The sequence below is a fragment of the Mycolicibacter terrae genome (assembly GCF_010727125.1).
Lineage (GTDB): Bacteria > Actinomycetota > Actinomycetes > Mycobacteriales > Mycobacteriaceae > Mycobacterium > Mycobacterium terrae.
This window is the reverse complement of the sequence record NZ_AP022564.1, coordinates 568,048-591,216: the sequence shown is the minus strand read 5'-3', so window position 1 is coordinate 591,216 and position 23,169 is coordinate 568,048. Positions and strand designations below refer to the sequence as shown.

23 protein-coding genes and 1 pseudogene are annotated in these 23,169 nt (G+C 66.9%); 13 read left to right on the top strand and 11 right to left on the bottom strand.

Annotated features, from left to right (window positions below):
- The first annotated feature begins 36 nt into the window (after positions 1-36).
- Both G6N23_RS02860 and G6N23_RS02855 read left to right on the top strand, forming a co-directional pair.
- Entirely contained in the window at positions 37-1,239 is a 1,203-nt protein-coding gene (locus tag G6N23_RS02860) for a cytochrome P450 (protein WP_085261678.1), read from the top strand.
- A gap of 8 nt (positions 1,240-1,247) precedes the next feature.
- A complete protein-coding gene (locus G6N23_RS02855; RefSeq protein ID WP_085261677.1) occupies positions 1,248-1,460 on the top strand; it encodes a ferredoxin in 213 nt (70 codons plus the stop codon).
- Here G6N23_RS02855 and G6N23_RS02850 read toward each other — a convergent pair.
- The 4 genes from G6N23_RS02850 to G6N23_RS02835 all read right to left on the bottom strand — a co-directional run bounded on the left by G6N23_RS02850 (position 1,457) and on the right by G6N23_RS02835 (position 4,660).
- A complete protein-coding gene (locus G6N23_RS02850) occupies positions 1,457-1,765 on the bottom strand; it encodes a DUF1330 domain-containing protein (protein WP_085261676.1) in 309 nt (102 codons plus the stop codon). The genes G6N23_RS02855 and G6N23_RS02850 overlap by 4 nt on opposite strands.
- The gene (locus G6N23_RS02845) at positions 1,765-1,974 is read right to left on the bottom strand and encodes a ferredoxin (protein WP_085261675.1); all 210 of its coding nucleotides are present in this window, start codon (positions 1,972-1,974) and stop codon (positions 1,765-1,767) included. The genes G6N23_RS02850 and G6N23_RS02845 overlap by 1 nt, the downstream gene beginning before the upstream one ends.
- Positions 1,971-3,266, bottom strand: a complete 1,296-nt coding sequence (locus tag G6N23_RS02840) for a cytochrome P450 (protein WP_085261674.1) — start codon at positions 3,264-3,266, stop codon at positions 1,971-1,973. Before G6N23_RS02840 ends, G6N23_RS02845 begins: the two co-directional genes overlap by 4 nt.
- A 113-nt stretch (positions 3,267-3,379) precedes the next feature.
- Positions 3,380-4,660, bottom strand: coding sequence for an amidohydrolase family protein (locus tag G6N23_RS02835; protein ID WP_085261673.1), 1,281 nt, complete (start codon positions 4,658-4,660; stop codon positions 3,380-3,382).
- Between the two features lie 263 nt (positions 4,661-4,923).
- Between G6N23_RS02835 and G6N23_RS02830 the strand changes: the two genes are divergently transcribed.
- From G6N23_RS02830 to G6N23_RS02800, 7 genes are read left to right on the top strand one after another with little or no spacing between them, the layout of a single operon-like run.
- Positions 4,924-5,469, top strand: coding sequence for a carboxymuconolactone decarboxylase family protein (locus tag G6N23_RS02830; RefSeq protein ID WP_085261672.1), 546 nt, complete (start codon positions 4,924-4,926; stop codon positions 5,467-5,469).
- Positions 5,470-5,474: 5 nt separating this feature from the next.
- Complete coding sequence (locus G6N23_RS02825) at positions 5,475-6,770, top strand: aromatic ring-hydroxylating oxygenase subunit alpha (RefSeq protein ID WP_085261671.1); 1,296 nt, start codon at positions 5,475-5,477, stop codon at positions 6,768-6,770.
- Complete coding sequence (locus G6N23_RS02820; protein ID WP_085261670.1) at positions 6,754-7,077, top strand: hypothetical protein; 324 nt, start codon at positions 6,754-6,756, stop codon at positions 7,075-7,077. Before G6N23_RS02825 ends, G6N23_RS02820 begins: the two co-directional genes overlap by 17 nt.
- 2 nt (positions 7,078-7,079) lie before the next feature.
- Positions 7,080-8,306 (top strand): metal-dependent hydrolase family protein, encoded by a 1,227-nt coding sequence (locus tag G6N23_RS02815; RefSeq protein WP_085261669.1) that lies wholly within the window; start codon positions 7,080-7,082, stop codon positions 8,304-8,306.
- A complete protein-coding gene (locus G6N23_RS02810; RefSeq protein WP_085261668.1) occupies positions 8,290-8,712 on the top strand; it encodes a nuclear transport factor 2 family protein in 423 nt (140 codons plus the stop codon). The genes G6N23_RS02815 and G6N23_RS02810 overlap by 17 nt, the downstream gene beginning before the upstream one ends.
- Positions 8,709-9,797, top strand: a complete 1,089-nt coding sequence (locus G6N23_RS02805) for an acyl-CoA dehydrogenase family protein (protein WP_085261667.1) — start codon at positions 8,709-8,711, stop codon at positions 9,795-9,797. The genes G6N23_RS02810 and G6N23_RS02805 overlap by 4 nt, the downstream gene beginning before the upstream one ends.
- A 2-nt stretch (positions 9,798-9,799) precedes the next feature.
- A complete protein-coding gene (locus G6N23_RS02800; protein ID WP_085261666.1) occupies positions 9,800-10,603 on the top strand; it encodes an acyl-CoA dehydrogenase family protein in 804 nt (267 codons plus the stop codon).
- Positions 10,604-10,640: 37 nt separating this feature from the next.
- Here the strand turns inward: G6N23_RS02800 and G6N23_RS02795 are convergent, their stop codons facing one another.
- A complete protein-coding gene (locus G6N23_RS02795) occupies positions 10,641-11,813 on the bottom strand; it encodes an acyl-CoA dehydrogenase family protein (RefSeq protein WP_085261861.1) in 1,173 nt (390 codons plus the stop codon).
- 222 nt (positions 11,814-12,035) lie between these two features.
- Between G6N23_RS02795 and G6N23_RS02790 the strand changes: the two genes are divergently transcribed.
- The 3 genes from G6N23_RS02790 to G6N23_RS02780 all read left to right on the top strand — a co-directional run bounded on the left by G6N23_RS02790 (position 12,036) and on the right by G6N23_RS02780 (position 15,521).
- The gene (locus G6N23_RS02790) at positions 12,036-12,689 is read left to right on the top strand and encodes a TetR/AcrR family transcriptional regulator (protein WP_173675046.1); all 654 of its coding nucleotides are present in this window, start codon (positions 12,036-12,038) and stop codon (positions 12,687-12,689) included.
- A gap of 274 nt (positions 12,690-12,963) precedes the next feature.
- Positions 12,964-14,421, top strand: coding sequence for an aldehyde dehydrogenase family protein (locus G6N23_RS02785; protein ID WP_085261664.1), 1,458 nt, complete (start codon positions 12,964-12,966; stop codon positions 14,419-14,421).
- 29 nt (positions 14,422-14,450) lie between these two features.
- Positions 14,451-15,521, top strand: coding sequence for an NAD(P)H-dependent amine dehydrogenase family protein (locus tag G6N23_RS02780; protein WP_085261860.1), 1,071 nt, complete (start codon positions 14,451-14,453; stop codon positions 15,519-15,521).
- A gap of 14 nt (positions 15,522-15,535) precedes the next feature.
- Here the strand turns inward: G6N23_RS02780 and meaB are convergent, their stop codons facing one another.
- The 5 genes and pseudogenes from meaB to G6N23_RS02755 all read right to left on the bottom strand — a co-directional run.
- The gene (meaB, locus tag G6N23_RS02775; protein WP_085261663.1) at positions 15,536-16,414 is read right to left on the bottom strand and encodes a methylmalonyl Co-A mutase-associated GTPase MeaB; all 879 of its coding nucleotides are present in this window, start codon (positions 16,412-16,414) and stop codon (positions 15,536-15,538) included.
- 8 nt (positions 16,415-16,422) lie between these two features.
- The gene (locus G6N23_RS02770; protein ID WP_085261662.1) at positions 16,423-17,190 is read right to left on the bottom strand and encodes an enoyl-CoA hydratase/isomerase family protein; all 768 of its coding nucleotides are present in this window, start codon (positions 17,188-17,190) and stop codon (positions 16,423-16,425) included.
- Between the two features lies 1 nt (position 17,191).
- Positions 17,192-18,292, bottom strand: coding sequence for an acyl-CoA dehydrogenase family protein (locus tag G6N23_RS02765; protein ID WP_085261661.1), 1,101 nt, complete (start codon positions 18,290-18,292; stop codon positions 17,192-17,194).
- Positions 18,279-19,184 carry an acyl-CoA dehydrogenase family protein gene (locus G6N23_RS02760; protein ID WP_085261660.1) on the bottom strand — a complete coding sequence of 302 codons (906 nt, stop codon included), beginning with the start codon at positions 19,182-19,184 and terminating at the stop codon, positions 18,279-18,281. The genes G6N23_RS02765 and G6N23_RS02760 overlap by 14 nt, the downstream gene beginning before the upstream one ends.
- A pseudogene (locus G6N23_RS02755) lies at positions 19,168-20,611 on the bottom strand (class I adenylate-forming enzyme family protein); the annotation flags it as partial. The gene G6N23_RS02760 and the pseudogene G6N23_RS02755, both read right to left, overlap by 17 nt.
- A 71-nt stretch (positions 20,612-20,682) precedes the next feature.
- On the opposite strand from G6N23_RS02755, the gene G6N23_RS02750 reads away from it, so the two are divergent.
- Positions 20,683-21,699 carry a flavin reductase family protein gene (locus G6N23_RS02750; protein WP_085261859.1) on the top strand — a complete coding sequence of 339 codons (1,017 nt, stop codon included), beginning with the start codon at positions 20,683-20,685 and terminating at the stop codon, positions 21,697-21,699.
- A gap of 36 nt (positions 21,700-21,735) precedes the next feature.
- Here the strand turns inward: G6N23_RS02750 and G6N23_RS02745 are convergent, their stop codons facing one another.
- On the bottom strand, positions 21,736-23,163 hold the full coding sequence (locus G6N23_RS02745) for an aldehyde dehydrogenase family protein (RefSeq protein WP_085261658.1): 1,428 nt from the start codon (positions 23,161-23,163) through the stop codon (positions 21,736-21,738).
- Between the last annotated feature and the right edge of the window lie 6 nt (positions 23,164-23,169).

The window sequence follows — 23,169 nt, the reverse complement described above, 5'->3', positions numbered from 1 at the left end:
GTTTTTCCAGTCGCTTCTTGCCGCTGAGGAGGATTCATGACCAAACCGAAACTCATCTTCGATCCGTTTTCGGAAGAGTATTTCAACGATCCGTTCGACATCTATCGGCGAATGCGCGTCGAAGCTCCCCTTTACTACAACGAGGAAGAGGATTTCTACGCACTGAGCCGCCACGAAGACGTGGCGGCGGCACTCAAGGACTTCGAGACCTATTCGTCGGCCCGCGGCTGCGACCTGGCGATGGTGCGGTCGGATGAACCCCCACAGAAGTCGATCATCTTCATGGACCCTCCGGATCACCGGCACATGCGCAGCCTGCTCAACAAGGCATTCACTCCCCGCGCGATGCAGGCCCAGCGAACCACGGTCATCGAACAGGTCGAACGGTTCCTCGGCGCCGCCGACCCGGATCACTTCGATGTGGTGCAGGACTTCTCCGGGCCGTTCCCGGTGGAGGTCATCACCAGGATGGTCGGGGTGCCCGACGAGTTCCGGCAGCAGGTGCGGCACTGGATGAACATCTCGCTGCACCACGAACCCGGGCAGATCGAAATCAGCGAAACAAATATGCAGGCCAACATCGAGACTGCGATGTACTACTACGGGTTGGTCCAGGAGCGGCGGGCCAACCCGCAGGACGACATGCTCAGCAGGCTTATCGCCGCCGAGATCCCCGGCGAAGACGGTCAGCCGCGCCGGCTCGACGATATCGAGATCACCGGCTTCGCCGCGCTATTGGGGGGCGCGGGCGCCGAAACCGTCACCAAGCTCGTCGGAAACGCGGCGGTGCTATTCGCCCGATACCCCGAGCAGTGGCAGAAACTGCTCGACGACCGCAGTAAGGTTCCCGCTGCCGTGGAGGAGCTGTTGCGCTACGAGGGCCCGGTGCAGTACAACGTCCGCTACACCCTGAAGGAGGCGCACGTCAGCGGCGGCACCATTCCGGCGGGCAAGCCGGTGTTCCTGCTCAACGCCGCGGCGAACCGCGACCCGGACGCGTTCACCGACGCCGACACGTTCGACATCGACCGGGACCAGACGCAGGCGCAGCACCTCGGCCTCGGCTATGGGATCCACAGCTGCCTCGGAGCGGCCCTGGCCCGGATGGAGAGCACCATCGCGCTGGAGAGGCTGCTGGACTTCATGCCCCGCTACGAGCTGAATTGGGACGGCCTGCAACGGGTTCACATGCAAAACGTCGCCGGCTGGCAGAACGTTCCGGTCCGGGTCTTGCGGTAGGGGTGTCAATGGCCAGACGACGGCAAGTGGTAGTCGATTACGGACTGTGCGAGGCCAACGCGATCTGCATGGGCATCAACCCCGAGGTTTTCGACGTCGACGACGAGGACAACCTGCACATCCTCAAGCCGGACATCACCCCGGAGACCGAAAGCGATGTTCACGAAGCGGTCCGCAGGTGCCCCCGACAGGCACTGTCGATCGTCGAGGAAGACGACTAGCGCGCCGGGAACCCGGAGAGGATGACCGCGTTGCAGTCCGCGGCCGCCTGCCGCAGCTTCGCCGCCTGCTGGTAACCGTCGGAGAAATACCAGGCCCGAGCGGCCTCCACCGATTCGAACTCCAGGACCACGGTCTGGTTGCCGTGCCAGTCGCCCTCAAGCACCTCGGGCTGTGTCTCGACAGCCAGGATGCTCGCACCACCCGAAGCCATCGTCGGCTGAGCCGCTTTGCCGTAGGCGAGCATGCCGTCCGGGTCCTTGATGGCCTCGGTCAGAATGACATATCCCTTGGGGCCGTTGGACATCAGTTCTCCTCTTGCGAATCGGTGACATCATCGATGGCATGTTCGGGGCACTGCCTGATGGCCTCGCGGACCGCGTCCTCGAACTGCGGGGCAACCTCGTCGACGGTGACCTCCGAATATCCGTCGTCGTTGATGGCGAACACCTCGGGGCAGATCGTGGTACAGATACCGTGTCCGGCACAGCGATCCGGGTCGACCCATGCCTTCATCGTGCCGCCTGCCCGGCCGGTGTGAATTCCAGGTTCAGATCGATCAGCCCGCGCAGGATGTAGGTCGGAATGTAGGTGAACCGTCGAGCGTCGACGGGCCCGTGCTGCTCTTCGGAGATCCTGATCTCGGCCGTGCGATCCAGCAGGTGCTCGATCGCGATCCGGGTTTCGGCCCGTGCGAGCGGCGAGCCGGGACAGCTGTGGATGCCGCGCCCGAAGGTGATGTGCTGGCGTGCGTTGGTGCGGGCGGGATCGAAGGTGTCGGGATCGGTGAAGCGGCGCGGATCTCGATTCGCGCCGGCGCTGAGCACCATCAACGTTGTGCCGGCTGGGATCTCGACCCCGCCGACTTCGGTGTCCACCCGGGAGAGCCGGAAGTCACCTTTGACCGGGCTCTCGAATCGCAGCACCTCCTCGATGAAGTTCGAGATCAGGCTGCGGTCATCGCGAAGGCGCTGCTGGACGTCGAGCTGCTCGCCGATGATCTTCAGCGCGGACCCGAGCAGGCGCACCGTGGTCTCCTGCCCCGCGGAATAGACGTTGGCGGCCACCCGGGCCACATCCATCGGGTCCGGGATGGAGCCGTCGGGGAACGTCGCCTGGGCCATGCCGGTGAGCACGTCGTCGCGTGGCGTTCTGCGGCGATCGGCAATGTAGTCGGCGAAGGTGGCGTAAAGAAACTCCAGCGGACTGTGCGCCAGCGCCTTGGCGTCGGTGCTGCCGACCCCACCGCCGACGTTGTGGTGCATGTTCTTGACGAACTCATCGCGGTCTTCGGCCGGGACACCCAGCAGGTCGGCGATGACGAGCAGGGTGAAAGGCGCCGCGAAGCCGCTGATGAATTCACCGGCGCCGGGCGCGAGGAACCCGTCGAGCACCTGGTCGGCGAGCTCCCACATGGCGTCCTCGTTCTCCTTGAGGCGCTTGGGGGTCAGCAGCCGCATCAGCAATGCGCGGTGGTTGGTGTGCGTCGGCGGGTCCAGGGTCGGCAGCTGATCGCTGAATGGCAGTTCGTCGCGGTGCTTGTCGATCAGACCGGCGACGGTCTCACCGCCCAGGTCGCCGTCGAGCGGTACCGGGAAGCCGGGAAACGGGCCGGTCACCGCGATGCACGAGGAGAACACCTCGGCATTGCCGGCCACCGCGCATGCCTCCTCCCAACCGGTCACCATCATCACTCCGTGGTGCGGTTCCCGGGTCACCGGCGAGCGCTCCCGCAGCGCCCGCAGGTAGGGGTACGGGTCGGCCACTACGGCGGGGTCCTGAAAGAAGTCAATCGCGTCTGGATCCATCACCAACCGTCTCGCTCCCTTCAGCAACGATCTCACATTCGAGAATGGCATTCTCGTATGTGCTAAACACCCTTACATACCAGCGGGGGCGCGTCAACGCCCGCGGGGCGAGATCAGCTGTTGGCCCGCGCGGCTTCGGCCAGCGCGTTCGCCTGCCGTTCCCCGTGCTTGTGCTGGCTCAGGGCACGAATCGAGACGTCATGGCCCGCCGCGGCGGCCCGCAGGGCACCGACGGTCGCCTGCTCGCGGGGGATATGAGCGAACGGGTCGAACGAGTACCAATCCATGGCGTTACGGTGGGTGATCTTGTCGATCTCGTCGTCGGGGACGTCGTTGGCGCTCAGCACGTCCCAGAGTTCCTCGGGAGCCCCAGGCCACATCGAATCGCTGTGCGGATAGTCGGCTTCCCAGGCGATGTTGTCCACGCCGATGTCGTGACGCAACTTCACCCCGACCGGGTCGGAGATGAAGCAGGTCAGGAAGTGCTCACGGAAGACCTCCGAGGGGAGCTTGCCGCCGAAGTCCTGACCGGTCCAGACCGAATGCATGTCATAGGTGCGATCCGCCCGCTCCAGGAAATACGGGATCCACCCGGTGCCGCCCTCGGACAGCGCGATCTTGAGATCGGGGTATTCCTTGATCGGCCGGGACCACAGCAAATCCGCCGCGGCCTGGACGATGTTCATCGGCTGCAGGGTGATCATCACGTCCATCGGCGCGTCGGGCGCGGTGATCACCAGCTTGCCCGATGATCCGATGTGCACATTGAGCACCATGTCGGTATCACACAGGGCCTGCCACAACGGGTTCCAGTACTCATTGTGAAAGCTCGGGTACCCCATCGCTGCCGGGTTCTCGGTGAAGGTCAGGGCGTGTACGCCCTTCTTTGCGACCCGCCGCACTTCGGCCGCGCACTTCTCGGCATCCCAGATCACCGGGAGCGCCATCGGGATGAAGCGCCCGGGGTAGGCCCCACACCATTCGTCGATGTGCCAGTCGTTGTAGGCCTGGACCAGTGCGACGGAGAACTCCGGATCCTCGGTGGCGAACAGTCGGCCTGCGAAGCCGGGGAACGACGGGAAGCAGATCGAGCCCAGGATGCCGCCGGCGTTCATGTCCTTGATCCGCTCGTCGACGTTGTAGCAACCGGGCCGGATCTCGTCGAGACCCTGGGGCTCGAGTCCGTATTCCTCCTTGGGACGCCCCGCGACGGCGTTGAGCGCGACATTGGGGATCACCACGTCGCGGAACTGCCAGGTGTCGGAGCCGTCGGGGTTGTGCACCAGTCGCGGTGCGTCGTCGAGGTATTTGCGCGGCAGGTGGTTGGCGAACATCTCCGGCGGCTCAACCGTGTGGTCATCGACGCTGATGAGAATCATGTCGTCCTTGTTCACGGCGATCCTCCGATCCGGGTCCGGCAGTGGTGCCGGACCCTGACGCTTCTGACGTCTTCACTGGAAACTAGCTTCCCCATTTCGGAGAATCAACCTTTGGACAATCCGGCGGTTCGAGACCGCGGCCCCACGCTCCGGCGATACCGACGCCGGCCCCTCCCGCCGTTCGACCTGCGTTGACAGTCCAGTGTTGACCAAACGCGCGAAACGTGGAAATCTATTGGTCAATTATGAGAATGTGATTCTCGCACGAGGAGGAACGGATGCGCCTGACTCCGCTGTCGGAGTCCCAGTGGGACGATGAGGCGGTCCAGCGTGCCCTCGCCCAGATGCTGACCGCGGATCGGCGCAACGCTCGCGACGCCGGCTCGGCGATGACCATGCTGGTGCACCACCCGAAGCTGGCCCGGGCGTTCCTCAAATTCAATGTCGAGCTGCTGTACCGCGCGTCGCTGCCCGGGAATCTCCGCGAGCTCGCGATCCTGCGGACCGCCCACCGCCGCGGCTGCGAATACGAATGGGTGCACCACATCAGGTTCGGTAAGGAAGCCGGCCTCACCGACGAAGACATCGAAGACCTGCAGCACGGCGCGGCGCGCGACGAGCTGAACCAAGCCGTGCTGAACGCAGCCGACGAACTCGACGAGGCCTCCCGGCTCTCCCCTGCCACCGAGGCGGTCCTCACCAAACACCTGGACGAGCAACAACTGATGGAACTCGTCTTCACGGTCGGCTGCTACAGCATGTTGGCCATGGCCTTCAACACTTTTGGCGTTGAACTCGATGAAGAACCCGAATCAGGGAGGTAATTTCCGTGGCACATTTCCCCAAGCCCGCAGCAGGAAGCTGGACGCAGGCCTATCCCGAACTCGGGACCGAGCCGGTCGACTACACCGACTCGTTCGATCCGGCGCATTTCGCAGACGAGCAGGAGGCGATCTTCAAGCGCACCTGGCTACACGTCGGGCGAGTCGAGCGGCTGCCCAAGACCGGCAGCTACTTCACCCGGGAACTGCCCTCGGTATGCAAGGGCACCTCGATCATCATCGTCAAGGGCAAGGACGGCGTGGTCCGGGCCTTCCACAACATCTGTCGGCACCGCGGAAACAAGTTGGTGTGGAACGACTTCCCCAGCGAGGAGACCGAGGGCACCTGCCGCCAGTTCACCTGCAAGTACCACGCCTGGCGCTACAGCCTCGACGGCGACCTCACCTTCATCCAGCAGGAGGGTGAGTTCTTCGACGTCGACAAGAGCCAGTACGGCCTGGTGCCGGTGCGCTGCGAGGTCTGGGAAGGATTCATCTTCGTCAACTTCGACGACAACGCCGGACCGCTCAACGAATACCTCGGATCCCTGGCCAAGGGCCTCGAGGGCTACCCGTTCGGCGAGATGACCGAGGTCTACTCCTACAAGTCCGAAATCGGTAGCAACTGGAAGCTGTTCCTCGACGCGTTCGTGGAGTTCTACCATGCGCCGATCCTGCACCAGGGCCAGTACACCAAGGAAGAAGCCGCCAAGATCCAGAAATTCGGCTACGAAGCGCTGCACTACGAGCTGGCCGGACCACACAGCCTGCAATCAACGTGGGGTGGTCAGTCGCCGCCGGCCGACCTCAACATGGTCAAGCCGTTGGACCGGGCGCTGCGCAGCGGACTCTTCGGCCCCTGGGACAAGCCGGATCTCATTGCCGACCTCAAGGAATTGCCACCGTCGGTGAACATCAAGCGAGTGCCGCAGTGGGGCATCGACTCCTTCGTGTTCTTCCCCAACTTCATGATTCTGATCTGGGAGCCGGGCTGGTACCTGACCTACCAGTACTGGCCGACCGCTGCCGACAAGCACACCTTCGAAGCGAGCCTGTACTTCGTGCCGCCGCGCAATGCCCGAGAGCGGTTGGCCCAGGAACTGGCCGCGGTGACCTTCAAGGAGTACGCGCTGCAGGACGCCAACACCCTGGAAGCAACCCAGACCATGATCGGCACGAAGGTCGTGGACGACTTCTTGTTGTGCGACCAGGAGGTCCTGATTCGACACCTGCACAAGACCGCCCGTGACTACGTATCGGAATACAAGAAGACCAAGGAGCACGCCAATGGCGCTACCGTCTGACTTCGCTGACCTGCAGCCCTACGCCGACTGGGCCCTGGCGACCGAGCCGGAGCGCTACGCCAAACGGCTGGCCTCCACCATGCCGCAGATGCAGGAGTTTTACGACGCGGCGTTCGGGCGACTCGAGGACGCCATCACCTACCTGGACAAGTTCGACCTGCAGGACCTCCCCGAGGACGCCCGCTCACTGATGCACCTCATGCAGTCGCTGGTGATGGTCTCTTTCCCGATCGAGGCCTGGAAGCAGCCGCGAGTGCCGGACAGCGGCGCGGCCTGGATCGACTGCATCAAGGAACCGGTCGTCTAAAGGTGCTGACGCTCAAAGCAGCCGGGCTGCTCGACGTCGACTCCGATGAGATCATCCGGCCCGGGGTCATCCGGGTCGACGGCGACAAGATCGTCGCCGTCGGCGGATCCCCGACGTCCGGTACGGACGACGAGGTGCTGGATCTCGGTGACCTGATCCTGCTGCCCGGGCTGATGGACATGGAGGTCAACCTGCTGATGGGCGGCCGGGGTGAGAACCCCGGCCTGTCCCAGGTGCAGGATGACCCGCCGACCCGGGTGCTGCGTGCGGTCGGCAACGCCCGGCGCACGCTGCGTGCCGGTTTCACCACGGTGCGAAACCTCGGACTGTTCGTCAAGACCGGCGGATACCTGCTCGACGTCGCATTGGGCAAGGCGATCGACGCAGGCTGGATCGAGGGACCGCGGGTGGTGCCGGCCGGTCATGCGATCACCCCGACCGGCGGCCACCTGGATCCGACGATGTTCGCGGCGTTCATGCCGGGCGCGTTGGAGCTGACCGTCGAGGAGGGCATCGCCAACGGCGTCGACGAGATCCGCAAGGCGGTGCGCTACCAGATCAAGCACGGCGCACAGCTGATCAAGGTGTGCTGCTCCGGTGGCGTGATGTCGCTGACCGGGGAGGCCGGCGCACAGCACTACTCGGATGAGGAGCTGCGCGCCATCGTCGACGAGGCGCACCGGCGCGGGCTGCGGGTGGCCGCGCACACCCACGGCGCCGAGGCGGTCAAACACGCGGTGGCGTGCGGAATCGACTGCATCGAACACGGATTCCTGATGGACGACGAGGCGATCGCGCTGCTTGTCGAACACGACCGGTTCCTGGTCACCACCCGCCGACTGGCCGAGGCGATGGACGTGTCGAAAGCCGCGCCCGAACTGCAGGCCAAGGCCGCAGAGATGTTCCCCAAGGCCCGAACCTCGATCAAAGCAGCCTACGAGGCCGGGGTGAAGATCGCCGTCGGCACCGACGCACCCGCGATCCCACACGGCCGCAACGCCGACGAACTGGTCACCCTGGTCGACTGGGGCATGCCGCCGGCCGCGGTGCTCAAGGCGGCGACGGTGACGGCAGCTGAGCTGATCAACGCCGCCGACCGCGGCCGGCTGGCCGAGGGCCTACTCGCAGACATCATCGGGGTGCCGGGAGATCCGTTGTCCGACATCAGCGTTACCCAGAACGTGAAGTTCGTCATGAAAGGCGGCCAGGTGTATGTCAACAAGAACTGACGAGCTCGTCGAGATTCAGCAGCTACTCGCCCGCTACGCGGTGACGATCACCCAGGGCGACATCGACGGGCTGGTGGCGGTGTTCACTCCGGACGGCACCTACAGTGCTTTCGGCGAAACCTATTCGCTGGACCGGTTTCCGGTGCTGGTGGAGGCAGCCCCCAAAGGCTTGTTCATGACCGGAACCCCGGTGATCGAGCTGGACGGCGACACCGCGACCGGCACCCAACCACTGTGCTTCATCGACCACGCCAGCCACGACATGCGGATCGGCTACTACAACGACACCTATGTGCGCACCGCGGACGGCTGGCGGTTGAAGACCCGGGCGATGACGTTCATCCGCCGTAGCGGTGTGCACGACTCGGGCCGTCCACACGCGATCGGTCGCCCTTCATCGAAATGAATGTTTCTGAATTCCACGCGGATCTGCGCGCCTGGCTCGACGCACATGACCTGACCCCCGGGCCGGATCACTCGCTGGAGAGCCACGTCAGGCAGTTCGGCCGGGTCTGCGCCGCGCTGTACGAAGCCGACTGGATGCGCTACGGCTGGCCGGTCGAGGCCGGCGGCCTGGGCGGGCCGGCGATGCTGCGGGCGGTCGTCGGCGAAGAGGTCGTCGGCCGCGGGCTCGCCGAACCCGGTCCGTATTCGATGCTGGAAGTGCTGGCGCCCACCATGATCGACTACGCGCCACCAGAACTCGCCGCGGAGATGGTGCCCCGGCTGCTGTCCGGCCGCGAACTATGGTGCCAGGGCTTCTCCGAGCCGGGCTCCGGCAGCGACCTGGCGTCCCTGTCGACCCGCGCCATCCCTGACGGCGACACCTGGATCATCAACGGCCAGAAGGTGTGGACCAGCTTCGCCCAGTATTCGACACGCTGCGTGCTGTTGACCCGCACCGCTCCCGGCCATGACGGAATCACCGCGTTCTTCGTCGACATGGACGCCCCCGGCATCACCGTGCGTCCGTTACGGACGATGCACGGAGTGGACGAGTTCTGTGAGGTCTACTTCGACGACGTGGCGGTCCCCGCCGGGCGTATGCTCGGCGAGCCCGGTGACGGCTGGCGGCTCGCCATGGATCTGCTGCCGTTCGAGCGCTCCACCTGCTTCTGGCAGCGCATCGCCTACCTGTACTCGCGGCTGGATCGGCTCATCGTCGAGACGACCGAGATCGATGACGCCGAGTTGGGCGATGCCTACCTCGCCCTGCACACGCTGCGCTGTCGGTCCCGCGCCACCCAGCACCGGCTGGCCGGGGGCACCAGGCTGGGCCCGGACACCTCGATCGACAAGGTGCTGCTGGCCACCGCCGAACAGAAGCTCTTCGACACGGTGCGCGACCTGCTGCCGGGAACCATCGAGCTCGACGAGTCATCCTGGCGCACCGAGTATCTCTACTCGCGCGCGGCGACCATCTACGGCGGCACCTCGGAGATCCAACGCAACATCATCGCCCGCCGACTGCTGGACCTCGGCAAGGAGTGACGATGACCACCGGAATCGATGCCACGTCGATCGCTCTGCTGGAAGACACCCTGCGCAAGACCATGGCGTCGCAGTCCGGCGCCGAGCTGGATCGGGCCCTGGCCGAACTCGGTTGGGCAGAAATGCTTTCCGATGATCCGGACCTGGCGATCCCACTGGTGTTCCGGCTGCTCGGAGAGACCGGGGCGCACGCCTCGGTACTCAACGACGTGATACTGGAGACCATCGGCGGCGTGCCCGGCGGCACTCCCCCGATGCCCTATGCCGGCGGCAGCTGGGTGATCTGGGAACGGAGGGAAGGCGAGGGCAATCCCGTTCTTGGCGGGCTTCCGCTGCGCGGAGTACCCGGCGGGGAGCTGATGCGGGTGGGTGATGCTCAGCGCGCGTTGGGGTGGTGGCTGGTCGGTTCGGCGCGGGCGATGCTGGCCCTGGCCCGCCAGCACGCGCTGGACCGGGTGCAGTTCGGTAAACCGATCGCCTCCTTTCAGGCCATTCGGCACCGGCTCGCCGAAACCCTGGTCGCCATCGAGGGCGCCGAGGCCACCCTCACCGTCCCCGTCGTCGAAAGCCCGGACCTGACCTCGATGCTGGCCAAGGCCGCCGCGGGCAAGGCCGCGTTGACCGCGGCCAAGCACTGCCAGCAGGTGCTGGGTGGAGTCGGCTTCACCGCGGAGCACGATCTGCATCGCCATATCGAGCGGGTGCTGGTCCTGGACGGATTGCTGGGCAGTGCGCGCGACTTGACCCGCCGGGTCGGCGGCGGTCTGCGGGCCCGCGGCTCGGCCCCACGACTGGTGCAGTTATAGCCGGCGAGCAGACCAGACCACGCCGTCGTCGCCGCGGCTATCGGGGCAGGCCCAGGACCCGTTGCGCGATGATATTGCGCTGGATCTCCGATGTGCCGCCGGCAATGGTCCCGGAGAAGCTGCGCAGGTAGCGGTCGAACCAGCTCGCGGTGGCGTAGTCGTCGTTCATCGGCGTGTAGGTTCCCGAGCCGGCCGGGTGGGTCAGGCCGCTGCTTCCGGAAGCGTCGAGCGCGTGTTCGGTGGCAGTCTGCACCGCCTCGGAGCCCAGCAGCTTGAGCACCGACAGCGCTGGGACGTCCTGCTCGCCGCGGGCCGCCTGCGCCAACGCCACCGATCCGATCAGTCGCAACGCCTGATCGTCCATCAACAACGTCGCGAAGCGGTCGCGGTCCAGCTCCCCGGCCGGCCGGAAGTCATGGATCAGGTCGCGCAGCCGATCGGCGAAGCTCATCCACAGCAGGGTGCGTTCATGACCGAGCGAGCCGTTGGCGACCCCCCAGCCGCCGTTGAGCGGACCCACCAGATTCTCGGCGGGCACCTTGACATCGGTGAAGAAGACCTCATTGAAATCGACGTCGTCGTGGCCGCATGCCGAGGCAAAGGGCCGCCGCACCACTCCCGGGGAGTCGGTGGGTATCAGCAGCACGCTGATGCCTTTGTGCTTGGGCGCATTCGGGTCGGTGCGTACGAAGGTCAACAACACGTCCGCGTGGTGGGCGCCCGACGTCCACACCTTCTGGCCGTTGACCACGAAGTGGTCGCCGGTGAGCACCGCGCGGGTCTGTAGTCCGGCCAGGTCCGAGCCCGCGCCCGGTTCGCTCATGCCCAGCGAGGCCGTGATCTCGGCACGAAGGATCGGGACCGCCCACTGCCGCTTCTGCTCCTCGGTGCCGAACGACAGCAGGGACGCCGCGATGATGCCGACCCCCTGCGGGTTGAAGCTGGGATAGATCCGCCGGCGGGACAGCTCCTCGGAGTGCACGTACTGCTGCAGGATGTTCGCGTTGCGGCCACCGAATTCAGGAGGATTCCCGGGCAGCAGCCAGCCGTTGTCGAACAGCAGGCGCTGCCAGCGCCGCGCCCACTCCGGGACGTGCGAGCACGACTGTGACCGCTCGAGCGCCTCGGCATCGGTGGGCAGATGCGCATCGAGGAATGCCGAGAACTCGGCTCGGAAACTCTCAACGTCGGAATCAAAGGCGAGTTGCACCGACACTCCTCGGTTCGGGCGTCCCGGGTTCTCCCGTTTCCGGACCTGCTCGGATCTTGCGAGTCCGCTTCCATAGACGCAGCAATGAGAATATCATTCTCGAATGGAGAAGTTGCGATCTCTGAATCGTCATCCCGTTGCCGGTGTCGCGCGCCGCCGTCACGTTACCGTCCAGTACAGTTGCGCTGTGCCTCGCCTACCGCGCACCAGCCCGGAGTGCCGGTGACCAGCCCGAGCGAAGAACCCGCCTGGAAGCAGCGCGCGGTCGAACGCTCCATCAAAACCGCGAAGATACGTGCGGCGCAACGCGTTCAGCGTTTTCTGGATGCGGCGCAGTCGATCATCATCGAGAAGGGCAGCACCGACTTCACCGTCCAGGAGGTTGTCGACCGCTCGCGGCAGTCGCTGCGCAGCTTCTACCTGCAGTTCGACGGCAAACACGAACTGCTGCTGGCGCTCTTCGAGGACGCCCTGAGCCGTGCGGCCGAACAGATCCGCGCCGCGACGGCCAACTACCCCGATCCGCTGGAACGCCTCAAGGTCGCCGTCGAGTTGCTGTTCGAGTCCTCGCGCCCCGACCCGGCCGCAAAACGGCCGCTGTTCACCGATTTCGCCCCGAGCCTGCTGTTGACCCACCCCGCCGAGGTGAAGGTCGCCCACACCCCGCTGCTGGCGTTGCTCGCCGAGCTGACCGAACAGGCGGCGGCCGCCGGACAGTTGCGCGCCGGACCCAACCCCAGGCGGGTGGCCGCGATGATCATGCAGACGGTCATGTTCAACGCTCAATCCAGCCCGGCCTCAACCGATCCGGCGGTCAACCCGCTGACCGCTGACGAGGTCTGGGACTTCTGCGCCCACGGCTTCGCCCGCAGCTGACCGACCCCCCGCAGCCCACTCCCCACCGCCGCAGCTGATGTACCCCGGCGCCGCGGACGCGATCCCCACCGGCGCCGATCCGCGCCCTTGCCGAGGCCGGCGATCCGGCCGGCTGCGCGGCGTTGCGCTCCCACCGCACCTGCCGCTGCGCTGATTCTCCGACTGCCACCGAACGCGTATCCGTGCCCGTGGCGCGAACCCTGGACTTCCCATGACGAAGCGCATAGCCTCATCCTGCGAACGTAATTATCGGTATGCGAGAAGAGGATTATCGATGTCGGTGCGCACGGTGTTGGACGACATCCGGAAAGTCCCCGGTACCGGTGACGTGATCCCGGTCATCGATCCCGCCACCGAAGAGCAGCTCACCGAATTCACCGACTGCGGGCCCGAAGCCGTCAACGACGCCGTCGCCCGGGCCAAAGCCACCGCCGAGTCCGGGGTGTGGTCGCAGATGGCCGACTACGACCGGGCCCGGGTGCTGTGGAAGGTCGCCGACCTGATCGATGAGAACGCCGAGGTCCTGGCCGAACTGGAGTCGCTCAACGCCGGCATCCCCGCCTCCCAGGCCGGAATCATCACCAAGGTCGGCTCGGAGTGGTTCCGTTACTACGCCGGGTGGTGTACCAAGATCGACGGCATCGCCCGCGACGTCAACACCGGTGGCCTGACCGGCATCGAGTCACATCAGCACGTCTACACGCTGCGCGAGCCCTATGGCGTGGTGGGGCTGATCTTCCCGTGGAACGGTCCGGTCTTCAACTTCTGCGCCAAGCTGGCGCCGTCGCTGGCCGCTGGCTGCAGCAGCGTCGTCAAGCCGGCCGAGGAGACCCCGCTCTCAGCGCTGGTACTGGACCGCATCCTGTCCGAGGCCGGCGTGCCCGACGGTGTGGTCAACATGGTGCTCGGCTACGGCCACACCGCCGGCGCGGCGATCACCGCGCATCCCGACGTCGAGAAGGTCGCGTTCACCGGATCGACCGAAGTCGGACGTGAGATCGTGCGAGCCTCGGCCGCAAGCAATCTCAACAAGGTGACCTTGGAGCTCGGCGGAAAGTCGCCGGTGCTGATCTACGACGATGCCGACCTCGACATGGCCATCACCATGGCGGCGTTCGGCACCTTCGTGCACTCGGGTCAGGCATGTGTCTGCGGATCGCGTATCTTCGCCCAGCGCGGCGTCTACGAGCGGGTCGTGGAGGGCATCGCCAACATGGCCAACATGATGCAGCTCGGCGGCCCCAAGGACGACGGCGTCATGGTCGGGCCACTGATCAGCCAGAAACAGCTCACCCGGGTGCTCGGCTATCTGGAGCAGGGCAGATCCGACGGCGCCGAGCTCGTCACCGGTGGGCACCGGCTGGACCGCAAGGGCTACTTCGTGCACCCCACCGTGGTCACCAATGTCGACCCCGATTCCAGCCGGCTGTTCCAGGAGGAGATCTTCGGGCCGGTGGTCACGATCCTGCCGTTCGACGACGACGACGAGGCGATCGCCCTGGCCAACAACAGCAGCTACGGTCTGGCCGCCACCGCGTGGACGTCCAACCTGGGGCGGGCACATCGACTGGCCAAGCGGCTCAAGGCCGGAACCGTGGGGCTGAACTGCCAGATGCAGTTCGACCACTCGATGCCGTTCGGCGGCTACAAGCAGTCCGGCTGGGGCTACGAGTCCGGCAAGGCCGGCATCGAAACCTACCTCCAGACGAAGATCGTCTGGGCGCAGATGTGACCGGGGCCGAGAACACTGAGGTGATGCGCATGCCGACCGTCCCATACCGGATCGTTCAGTGGACGACCGGCAACGTCGGGAAAAGTTCCGCCCGGGCGATCACCGCCAATCCGGACTATCAACTCGTCGGACTCTTCGCGTGGTCGGACGACAAGGTCGGCCGCGACGTCGGCGAGCTGGTCGGCATCGGCCCGCTCGGCGTCTCGGCCACCAACGACACCGCGGCGCTGCTGGCGCTGAAACCCGACTGTGTCGTCTACAACCCGATGTGGATCAACGTCGACGAGCTGGTGGAGATCCTGTCGGCGGGCGTCAACGTCGTGACCTCGGCATCGTTCATCACCGGCGGCAATCTCGGCGCGGATCGGGCCCGGCTCGACGAAGCGTGCCGCAGGGGCGGTTCCACCCTGTTCGGCTCCGGGGTCAGTCCGGGCTTCGCGGAGCTGCTGGCCATCGTGGCGGCGACGGCGTGCGACCGGATCGACAAGATCACCATCACCGAATCGGCCGACACCACGCTCTACGACTCCCCCGACACCGAGCGCCCGGTGGGTTTCGGGTCCGCGATCGACGACCCGGACCTGGCGCCGATGGCCGCCAAGGGCACCGCGATATTCGCCGAAGCGGTGCAGCTGGTCGCCGACGCGATCGGCGTCGAGCTCGACGAGATCACCTGCGTCTCCGAATATGCCCAGACCACCGCGGATCTGCCGATGGCGTCGTGGACCATCCCGGCGGGCCATGTGGCGGGTGTATTCGCCAGCTGGCGGGGAATGGTCAACGGCGAGACCGTGATCGACATCAATGTGCGGTGGCGCAAAGGCCAGACGCTGGAGCCGGATTGGCAGCTGGACGGCGACGGCTGGAAGATCACCATCGACGGCCGCCCGACGGTGAACATGCAAGTCGGCTTCACCCCGCCACCGGACATGATCGCCTCGGCCACATCCATCGACGACTTCTTCGAGCTCGGCCACATCATGACCGCGATGCCGCCGATCAACGCCATTCCGGCCGTGGTGGCCGCCGAGCCCGGCATCGCCACCTACAACGACCTGCCGCTTCCGCTGCCGCGCTGGTCGGCTCGCAACCGGTCCTAGAAACGGTTCGAGAACTACTCGCCGCCGGGTGACAGCAACCGCTGCGCAGCCGAGTACGGATCACCGCCTCCGTCGACAACCAGCTCGGCGAGCCCGTTGAGCGCCGGGTGGGTCCGCAGCCGGGTCTGTGCCAGCGACAGGATCTGCGAGCGTGCCCGCGCCAACCGGCGCTCCCGGCTGTCGGTTCGGTGGTGCCCCTCGATGGTGTCCACCAATTCGCCGAGACCCTCGCCCCGCGCGGCGATCAGGGTGAGAATCGGTGCGCCGGTGTGCTTCAGCTCGACCCGCAGGTCACGTACGGTCTGCTGGGCGCCCTCGCGGTCGGCTTTGTTGACCACCACGATGTCGGCCACCTCCAGCAACCCGGCCTTGGCGGCCTGCACCGCGTCGCCGGCACCGGGATTGAGCACGACGACCGTCGGGTCGGCGATCGCGGCGATCTCGATCTCGGATTGGCCCACCCCGACCGTCTCCAGCAGCAGCACGTCGTAACCGAGCCCGGCCAGCAACTGGAGGGCCGCGGGCACCGCTTCGGCCAACCCGCCGAGGTGGCCGCGGGAGGCCACCGACCGGATCAGCACCGCCGGATCGTTGATGTGCGCGGCCATCCGGATGCGATCGCCGAGCAGTGCGCCGCCGCTGTACGGCGACGACGGGTCGACGGCGAGCACCCCGACTCGCAGCCCCCGTTCCCGATACGCCCCTACCAGTGCGGCGATCGTGGTGGACTTGCCCGCGCCCGGCGGCCCGGTCACCCCGATGACCCGGGTGGTGGCCGGCCCGACGGCCGACAGCACCTCGACCCGCCGGCCGCTTTCGACCAGGCTGAGCAGCCGCCCCGTCGCCCGGACGGATCCATCACGCGCGGCGGCGAGCAACTCGGGGATCGTCATCGCAGGGATCAGTTCTTATTCGCGGTGAGCCGATCGATGATGTTGTTGAAGTCCTCGGTCTTGAACGACTGGTCTTCGGCCATGTTCGCAAAATCCAGGGTGGCCAGCACCGAGCGCTCCAAATGGATGTTGAGCAGCCGCTTGGTGCTCTCGACCGCCTGACGCGGCAGCTCAGCGATGCGTTTGGCGCACGAGATCGCTTCGGCCAGTGGGTCTTCCACGACGTGGTTGGCCAAGCCGAGCTCCACCGCCCGCGTCGCGGGGATCCGCGCTCCGGTCAGCGCGTACTCCTTGGCCAGCAGCAGGCTCATCTGCAGCGGCCAGGTCAGCGGACCCCCGTCGGCGGCGACCAGGCCCACCTGCACGTGCGGATCGGCGAGATAGGCGGATTCGGCCATGTAGACGATGTCGCTGAGCGCCACCAGGCTGCAACCCAACCCGACCGCGGGCCCGTTGACCGCGGCGACGACCGGGGTGCGGCAACGCGCCATACCCAACACGATCTCACGGCCGTGCAGAATCGTCTTGGCCCGCAGCTTCTCATTGCGGCGCAGCTCGTCGAGGTAGGCGAAGTCGCCACCGGCCGAAAATGCCCGCCCGCTCCCGGTCAGCACCGCCGCCCGGGCATCGCGATCCTCCTCCAGCTGCGGCCACAGTTTCGCCAAACCGGTGTGCAGGGCGTCGTTGACCGCATTGAGCGCGTCCGGTCGATTGAGCGTGATGATCCGCAGCGGACCATCGGCGCGCACGTCGATCTCAGCAGGTATGTCGTACATGTCAGACTCCCAATCCCAGGATTCGGCCGGCAATGATGTTCTTCTGAATCTGCGAGGTCCCGCCCATCACACTCTGGGCGCGGCTGTAGAGGTAGGCGCTGAGCAGGTCGGGGTCGTCGACACCGCCGGCGGCCAGCGCGGCGTGGCCCACCGACTGCTCCACCCAGGTCATCAGCAACTTGTCCAGCGAACCCTCCGGACCGTGCGAGAGCCCGTCGAGCTGCTCGGAGAGCCGCCGACGCACATGCAACCGCAGCATCTCGGTTTCCACTGCCGCCCAAGCCAATTCCTCCGGAACGTCGGCACCCGCCCGGTCGACACGCCCCGCCATCTGGCGGACCAACTTGCCGTAGCGGGCGGAGTACCCCAGGGTCGACGGCTCGCGCTCATGTCCGACGACCGTCATCGCCAGCGCCCAGCCCTCCCCCGGCGCGCCGACCATCTGACTCGCCGGAACCGTCGCACCGTCGAACAGCACCTGCCCGAATTCGGTGGTGACACCGTTGATCATCTGCAGCGGCCGCTGGGAGATGCCGGGCTGGTGCATGGAGATGATGAACGCCGAGATACCGCGGTGCCTCGGGGCGTCCTTGTCGGTACGGGCCAGCAGCAGACACCAGTCCGCGACGTCGGAGTAGCTGGTCCAGATCTTGTGCCCGTGAATGACATAGTCGTCGCCGTCACGGGTCGCGGTCGTGGTCAGCGACGCCAGGTCCGATCCGGCACCGGGCTCGGAGAAACCCTGACACCAGCGCTGCGTGCCGTCGATCATCCCGGGCAGGAATCGTTGCTGCAGTTCTTTGCCGGCGTGGCGGCCCAGACCCACGACCAGATAGCCCAGGCTCGGCCGCGGCGGGGCACCGGCGGCCGCCAGCTCCTCGTCGACGATCACGTCATAAACCGGCGGCAGCTCTTGGCCGCCGTATTCGCGCGGCCAGGACACCCCGAAGAATCCGGCGCCGTAGAGGGCCTGATGCCATTCCCCCTGCTTCGCCCAGTACTCGTCGCCGCCGGCGGCGGGGAAGCTGCCGGCCCGCTCGGTCAGCCAGGCCCGAAGCCGGCCGCGGAAGTCGGCTTCGGCGGGTGAATCACGAAAGTCCATCAGCGATCTCCCTGATCGTCACGGGCCACAGGCCGGTCGAGGTCAGTGCACGGCGCAGGTACACGTGCGCCAGGCATTCCCAGGTGTTGCCGATACCGCCGTGCACTTGGATCGCGGTCTCGCAGACCGTGCGGGCGGTGCGGGCGCAATAGATCTTGGCGATGCGAGCGGCGCGCACCGCGTCGGCCGCCCCGGCTTCGTCCACCGCCCAGGCGGAGTGCCGCAACACGCTCACCGAGCCCTCGATCAGCGCCAATCCCTCGGCGAGCAGATGGGCGATGGCCTGATGGCTGCCGATGGGTTTGCCGTACTGCTCCCGGATCTTGGCGTAGTCGCACGCCAATGCGTGTGCCCCGCGTGCGGTGCCGACCAGATCGGCGGAGGTCGCCGCCAGCGTCAACGCCTGCCAGCGCTGAGCGCTCTCGGCGCCGAGCTCGCCGGCCTGCTGCAGCGCGCCGGCCAGCTCGGCTCCGGTTCGGGTCAGGTCGGCGCCGTCGCGCACCGCCCCGACCGGGGCGGTCAGCACCGCGCCTTCGCGCACCGTCGCGGCCAGCGCGGCGCCGCGGGCGTCGATCGCGATCTCGTTGAACGCGACCGTGGCCGGTCCAGCGCCAAGCGCCACGTGCCGGCCCAGATCGTCGGCGAGCACCGGCCCCAGGAATGGCACGTCGACCAGGCCGCGCCCGAACTCCTCGGCAACGATCGCCACCTCCACCCCCGACGCCCCGTCCGAGCGCAGCGAGCGCCAACCGGTTTGGGCGACAGTCTTTTCCAGGCGGGCCACCCGATCGGCATCGTCGAGTTCGGCGACCGAGCCCGGCCCCAGGTCGTCGGCGAGCTTGGCTGCGGCATCCCGCAGTTGTCGCTGCTCGGCATTCAGCCGGACATCCATAGGCGCTCCTTCAGTAGTCGACGCAACAGCTTTCCGGACGGCAGCCGGGGAATCTCGGGGACGACCACCACCCGGCTGAGTCGCTTGTAGGACGCGAGCCGATCACCCACCAGCGCCGTGAGCTCGGCCTCCTCGACCGGTGCGCGCAATGCGACGGCCGCGACGACGGCCTCCCCGTCGTTGGCGTCGGGTACCCCGAACACTCCGCAGTCCGCGACGGCCGGATGCTCGTGCAGTACCGCCTCGATCTCGGCGGGGGCGACCTGGAAGCCGCGCACCTTGATCATCTCCTTGCAGCGGTCGGTGATCCGTAGCCGCCCGTCGGCATCGAGGACGCCGACGTCGCCGGTGTGAAACCATCCGTCGCGCAGCACTTCTGACGTCGCCTCAGCCGGCAGGTAGCCGGCCATCAGCGAGTCGGAACGGGCGCGGATCTCACCGGGAACGCCGGGCGGCAGCGGCGCGCCGGTCTCCATGTCGACCACCTGCAGCTCGACCCCGGGCACCGGCCGCCCGACGGTGTGCAGAACCGAGCCGTCCAGGCCGGCACGGTCGGTCGGACTGCAGGCGAGCACCGGAAGTTCGCTGGTGCCGTAGGCCGGTACCCATCGGATTCCGGTGCGCCGGGTGACCTCCGCGGCGACGGCTGCGGTGACGGGCGTCGCGCCCCACATGATGAAACGCAGCGACGACAGATCGAACGACTCCAGGTCCGGATGCCCGGCGATGGCCAGCGCGATCGGCGCCACCGCCATCTCCACGGTGATCCGGTCCTCGGCGATCGTTGCCAGCATCACCTCGATGTCGAACCGACGATGCAGGCGCACCCGCGCCCCGACGCTCAGCGCGGTCAGGATGTTGAGCAGGCCGAGGATGTGTGACGGCGGGGTCACGACCTGGATCCGGTCGTCGGCGGTCAAACCCAGCGCATCCCGCCAGTGCCGCACCCCGGCGGCCAGCGAGGCGTGCGTGTGCCGCACCGCCTTGGGCAAGCCGGTGGTGCCGGAGCTGAACACCAGCAGTGCGTCGGCTTCGACAGCTGCCGCTCCGGCCGGCGGGGCACCGACCGGCGCGCCGGGGGGTACCGGCTCATCCAGGTGCCGCATCGGCATCAGCTCGGCCAGCACCGGATGGTCGCCGAGCGCGTATCGGGGTGCGGACAGCGCCAGCGCGTGCGCCACCTCATCGCGCTTCCAGGCCGGGCTGAGCAGGGCGACCACGGCCCCGAGTCGCCATATGGCGTACACCGCGACAACGAACTCCGGCCGGTTCGACGCCATCAGCGCCACCCGATCGCCGGCAGTCACACCGTCGGCGGCCAGGGCGGCTGCCAGCGCGTCCGCCCGCTCGGCGAGTTCCGGCAGCGGCAACTGCCGGTCCTCGAACGCGAGCACCGCGGTGGATGACCCAGGCGATCCAGAGAACATTTGAGAAGATCCTATCGGTTTGAGAGAATAGTATTCTCTGTAACGAAGAACGCAAACCGGAAGGGGTGGTCGTGGCGGTCACTCACGTATTCCAGCGGGCGACCGTGACCCGCATCGTCAAGGAGACTGCCGACGCGTACACATTCGTGCTCGCGCCGCATGAGGGAGCCTTTCCCTACCGGGCCGGTCAGTACTCGACGTTCCAGGTGACGGTGGACGGCGAGGAGCTGTACCGGTCCTACTCCATGTCGAGCGCCCCGGAGACCGACACCGAGCTGATGACCACGGTCAAGCGTGTTCCCGGCGGGAAGGTGTCGAATTGGTTGCTGGACAACCTCGCCGAAGGCGATGAGTTGACCATGACCCGCGCGGCGGGGACCTTCTGCCTGGACGCTTCGGACGCACCGCTGCTGGGCTTCTCCGGCGGCAGTGGGATCACGCCCATCCTGTCGCTGGCCAAGAGCGCGCTGGCCACCACCGACCGCACCGTGCGACTGCTCTGCGCCGACCGGGACGCCGCGGCGGCGATCTTCGACGACGCGCTGGCCGACCTCGCCGCCCGGTATCCCGGCCGGCTGTCGGTGCAGCGGCATCGCGATGCCACCGACGGCCTCCTCGACGCGGCCGCCGTCACCGCGTTCGTCGGCGCGGACACCGGGGCCGACTGCTACCTGTGCGGTCCGGTGGGATTCATGGCGGTCGTTCGCACGGCCTGGCCCGGCCCGGGCCGGCTGTTCGTCGAGGACTTCGACGCGGCGGGCACCGCTGCCGAGACACCGAAACCCCAGCCGGCTGCGGCCGCCACGGCCGAGGTGAGCGGGACGGTCACGATTCACCTCGGGCGCAAGAAGGCGGCGGTGCCGCGGGTCGCCGGGGAGACCCTGCTGGACAGCGCCCGCCGGGCCGGATTGGCACCGCCGTTCTCCTGCGAGGCCGGCAACTGCGGAACCTGCATCGCGCACGTCAGCGAGGGTTGCGCGACGATGATCGTCAACAAGGCCCTGGAGGACGACGAGGTCGCCGACGGCTACATCCTGACCTGCCAGGCTGTGCCGGAAGGCGGTTCGATCACCGTGCACTATGAATAGTCACGCGTAATCGGGCATGACCACCCCACCCCGCCCTCAGCCGGCGGCCCCGTACCCCAACGTGCTCTTGGTCTCGAGGTACTCGTGGAATCCCGCGTCGCTCCACTCACGCCCGTTGCCGCTGCGCTTGTAACCGCCGAACGGTGCGTTCATGTCGAAGGCGTGGTTGATCGCCACCCAGCCGGCCCGGATACGGCGGGCGATTCCCCGCGCGACGTCCAGGTCGGCGCCCGAGACATAACCGGCCAGACCGTAATCGGTGTCGTTGGCGATCTCGACGGCCTCGTCGAGGTCGTCGTAGCCCAGGATGCACAGCACCGGGCCGAAGATCTCCTCCCGCGCGATCGTCATCTTGTTGTCGACGCGGGCGAAGACCGTCGGCTTGACGTAGTACCCGGTGTCCAGCCCGGCCGGCCGGCCGGCGCCGCCGGCCGCGACCGTCGCGCCCTCGGCGATGCCCTGCTCGATCAGGCCCTGCACCTTGGTGAACTGCGCCCCCGACGCCACCGGGCCGATGGCTTTCGCATCGGTGGTGTCACCCACCTTGACCTGCTCGGCTACCGCATGCGCGATGGCGATGGCCTCGTCCATCCGCGAGTTCGGCACCAGCATCCGTGACGGCGCGTTACAGCTCTGCCCGGAGTTGACCATCATGGTCGACACCCCGGCGGTGACACTGTCGACGAACGCGTCGTCGTCGAGCACGATGTTGGCGCTCTTGCCGCCGAGTTCCTGGGTCACCCGCTTCACGGTCGGAGCGGCGTTCTCGGCTACCGCGACGCCGGCGCGGGTGGAACCGGTGAACGACACCATGTCGACGCCCGCATGCTGGGACAGCGCCACCCCCACCCCGGGGCCGTCGCCGTTGACCATGTTGTAGACGCCGGCCGGAACGCCTGCGGCAGCCATGATCTCGGTGAAGATGTAGGCCGAGAAAGGCGCGACCTCGGATGGTTTCAAGACCATGGTGCAGCCGGTCGCCAACGCCGGGTAGACCTTCACCGCGATCTGGTTCAGCGGCCAGTTCCACGGCGTGATCAGACCGCAGACCCCGATCGGCTCGCGCACCACCAGGGTGTCGCCGCGTTGCTCTTCGAACGGGAAGTTCTTCAGTGCGTCGATCGCAGTCAGCATATGGCCGATGCCCAGCTGCACCTGCGCCCCGGCAGCCAGCGCCGGCGGAGCTCCGATCTCGTCGCTGACCGCGTCAGCCAGATCGCCACTACGCCGCTGGTATTCGGCGAGAATCGACTGCAGCAGATCCAGCCGTTCGGCGCGGCTGCTCTGCGACCAGCCGGCGAACGCTCGCCGGGCCGCGGCGACGGCGTGATCGACATCAGCCGCCGAGCCGAGCGCGATTTTCCCGGCGACCTGCTCGGTGGCCGGGTTCTCGACGTCAAGTGTCCTGAGCTCAACGGGATCCACCCATCGGCCGTCGATGTAGAACTGGGTGTATTCGCGCATCACAAC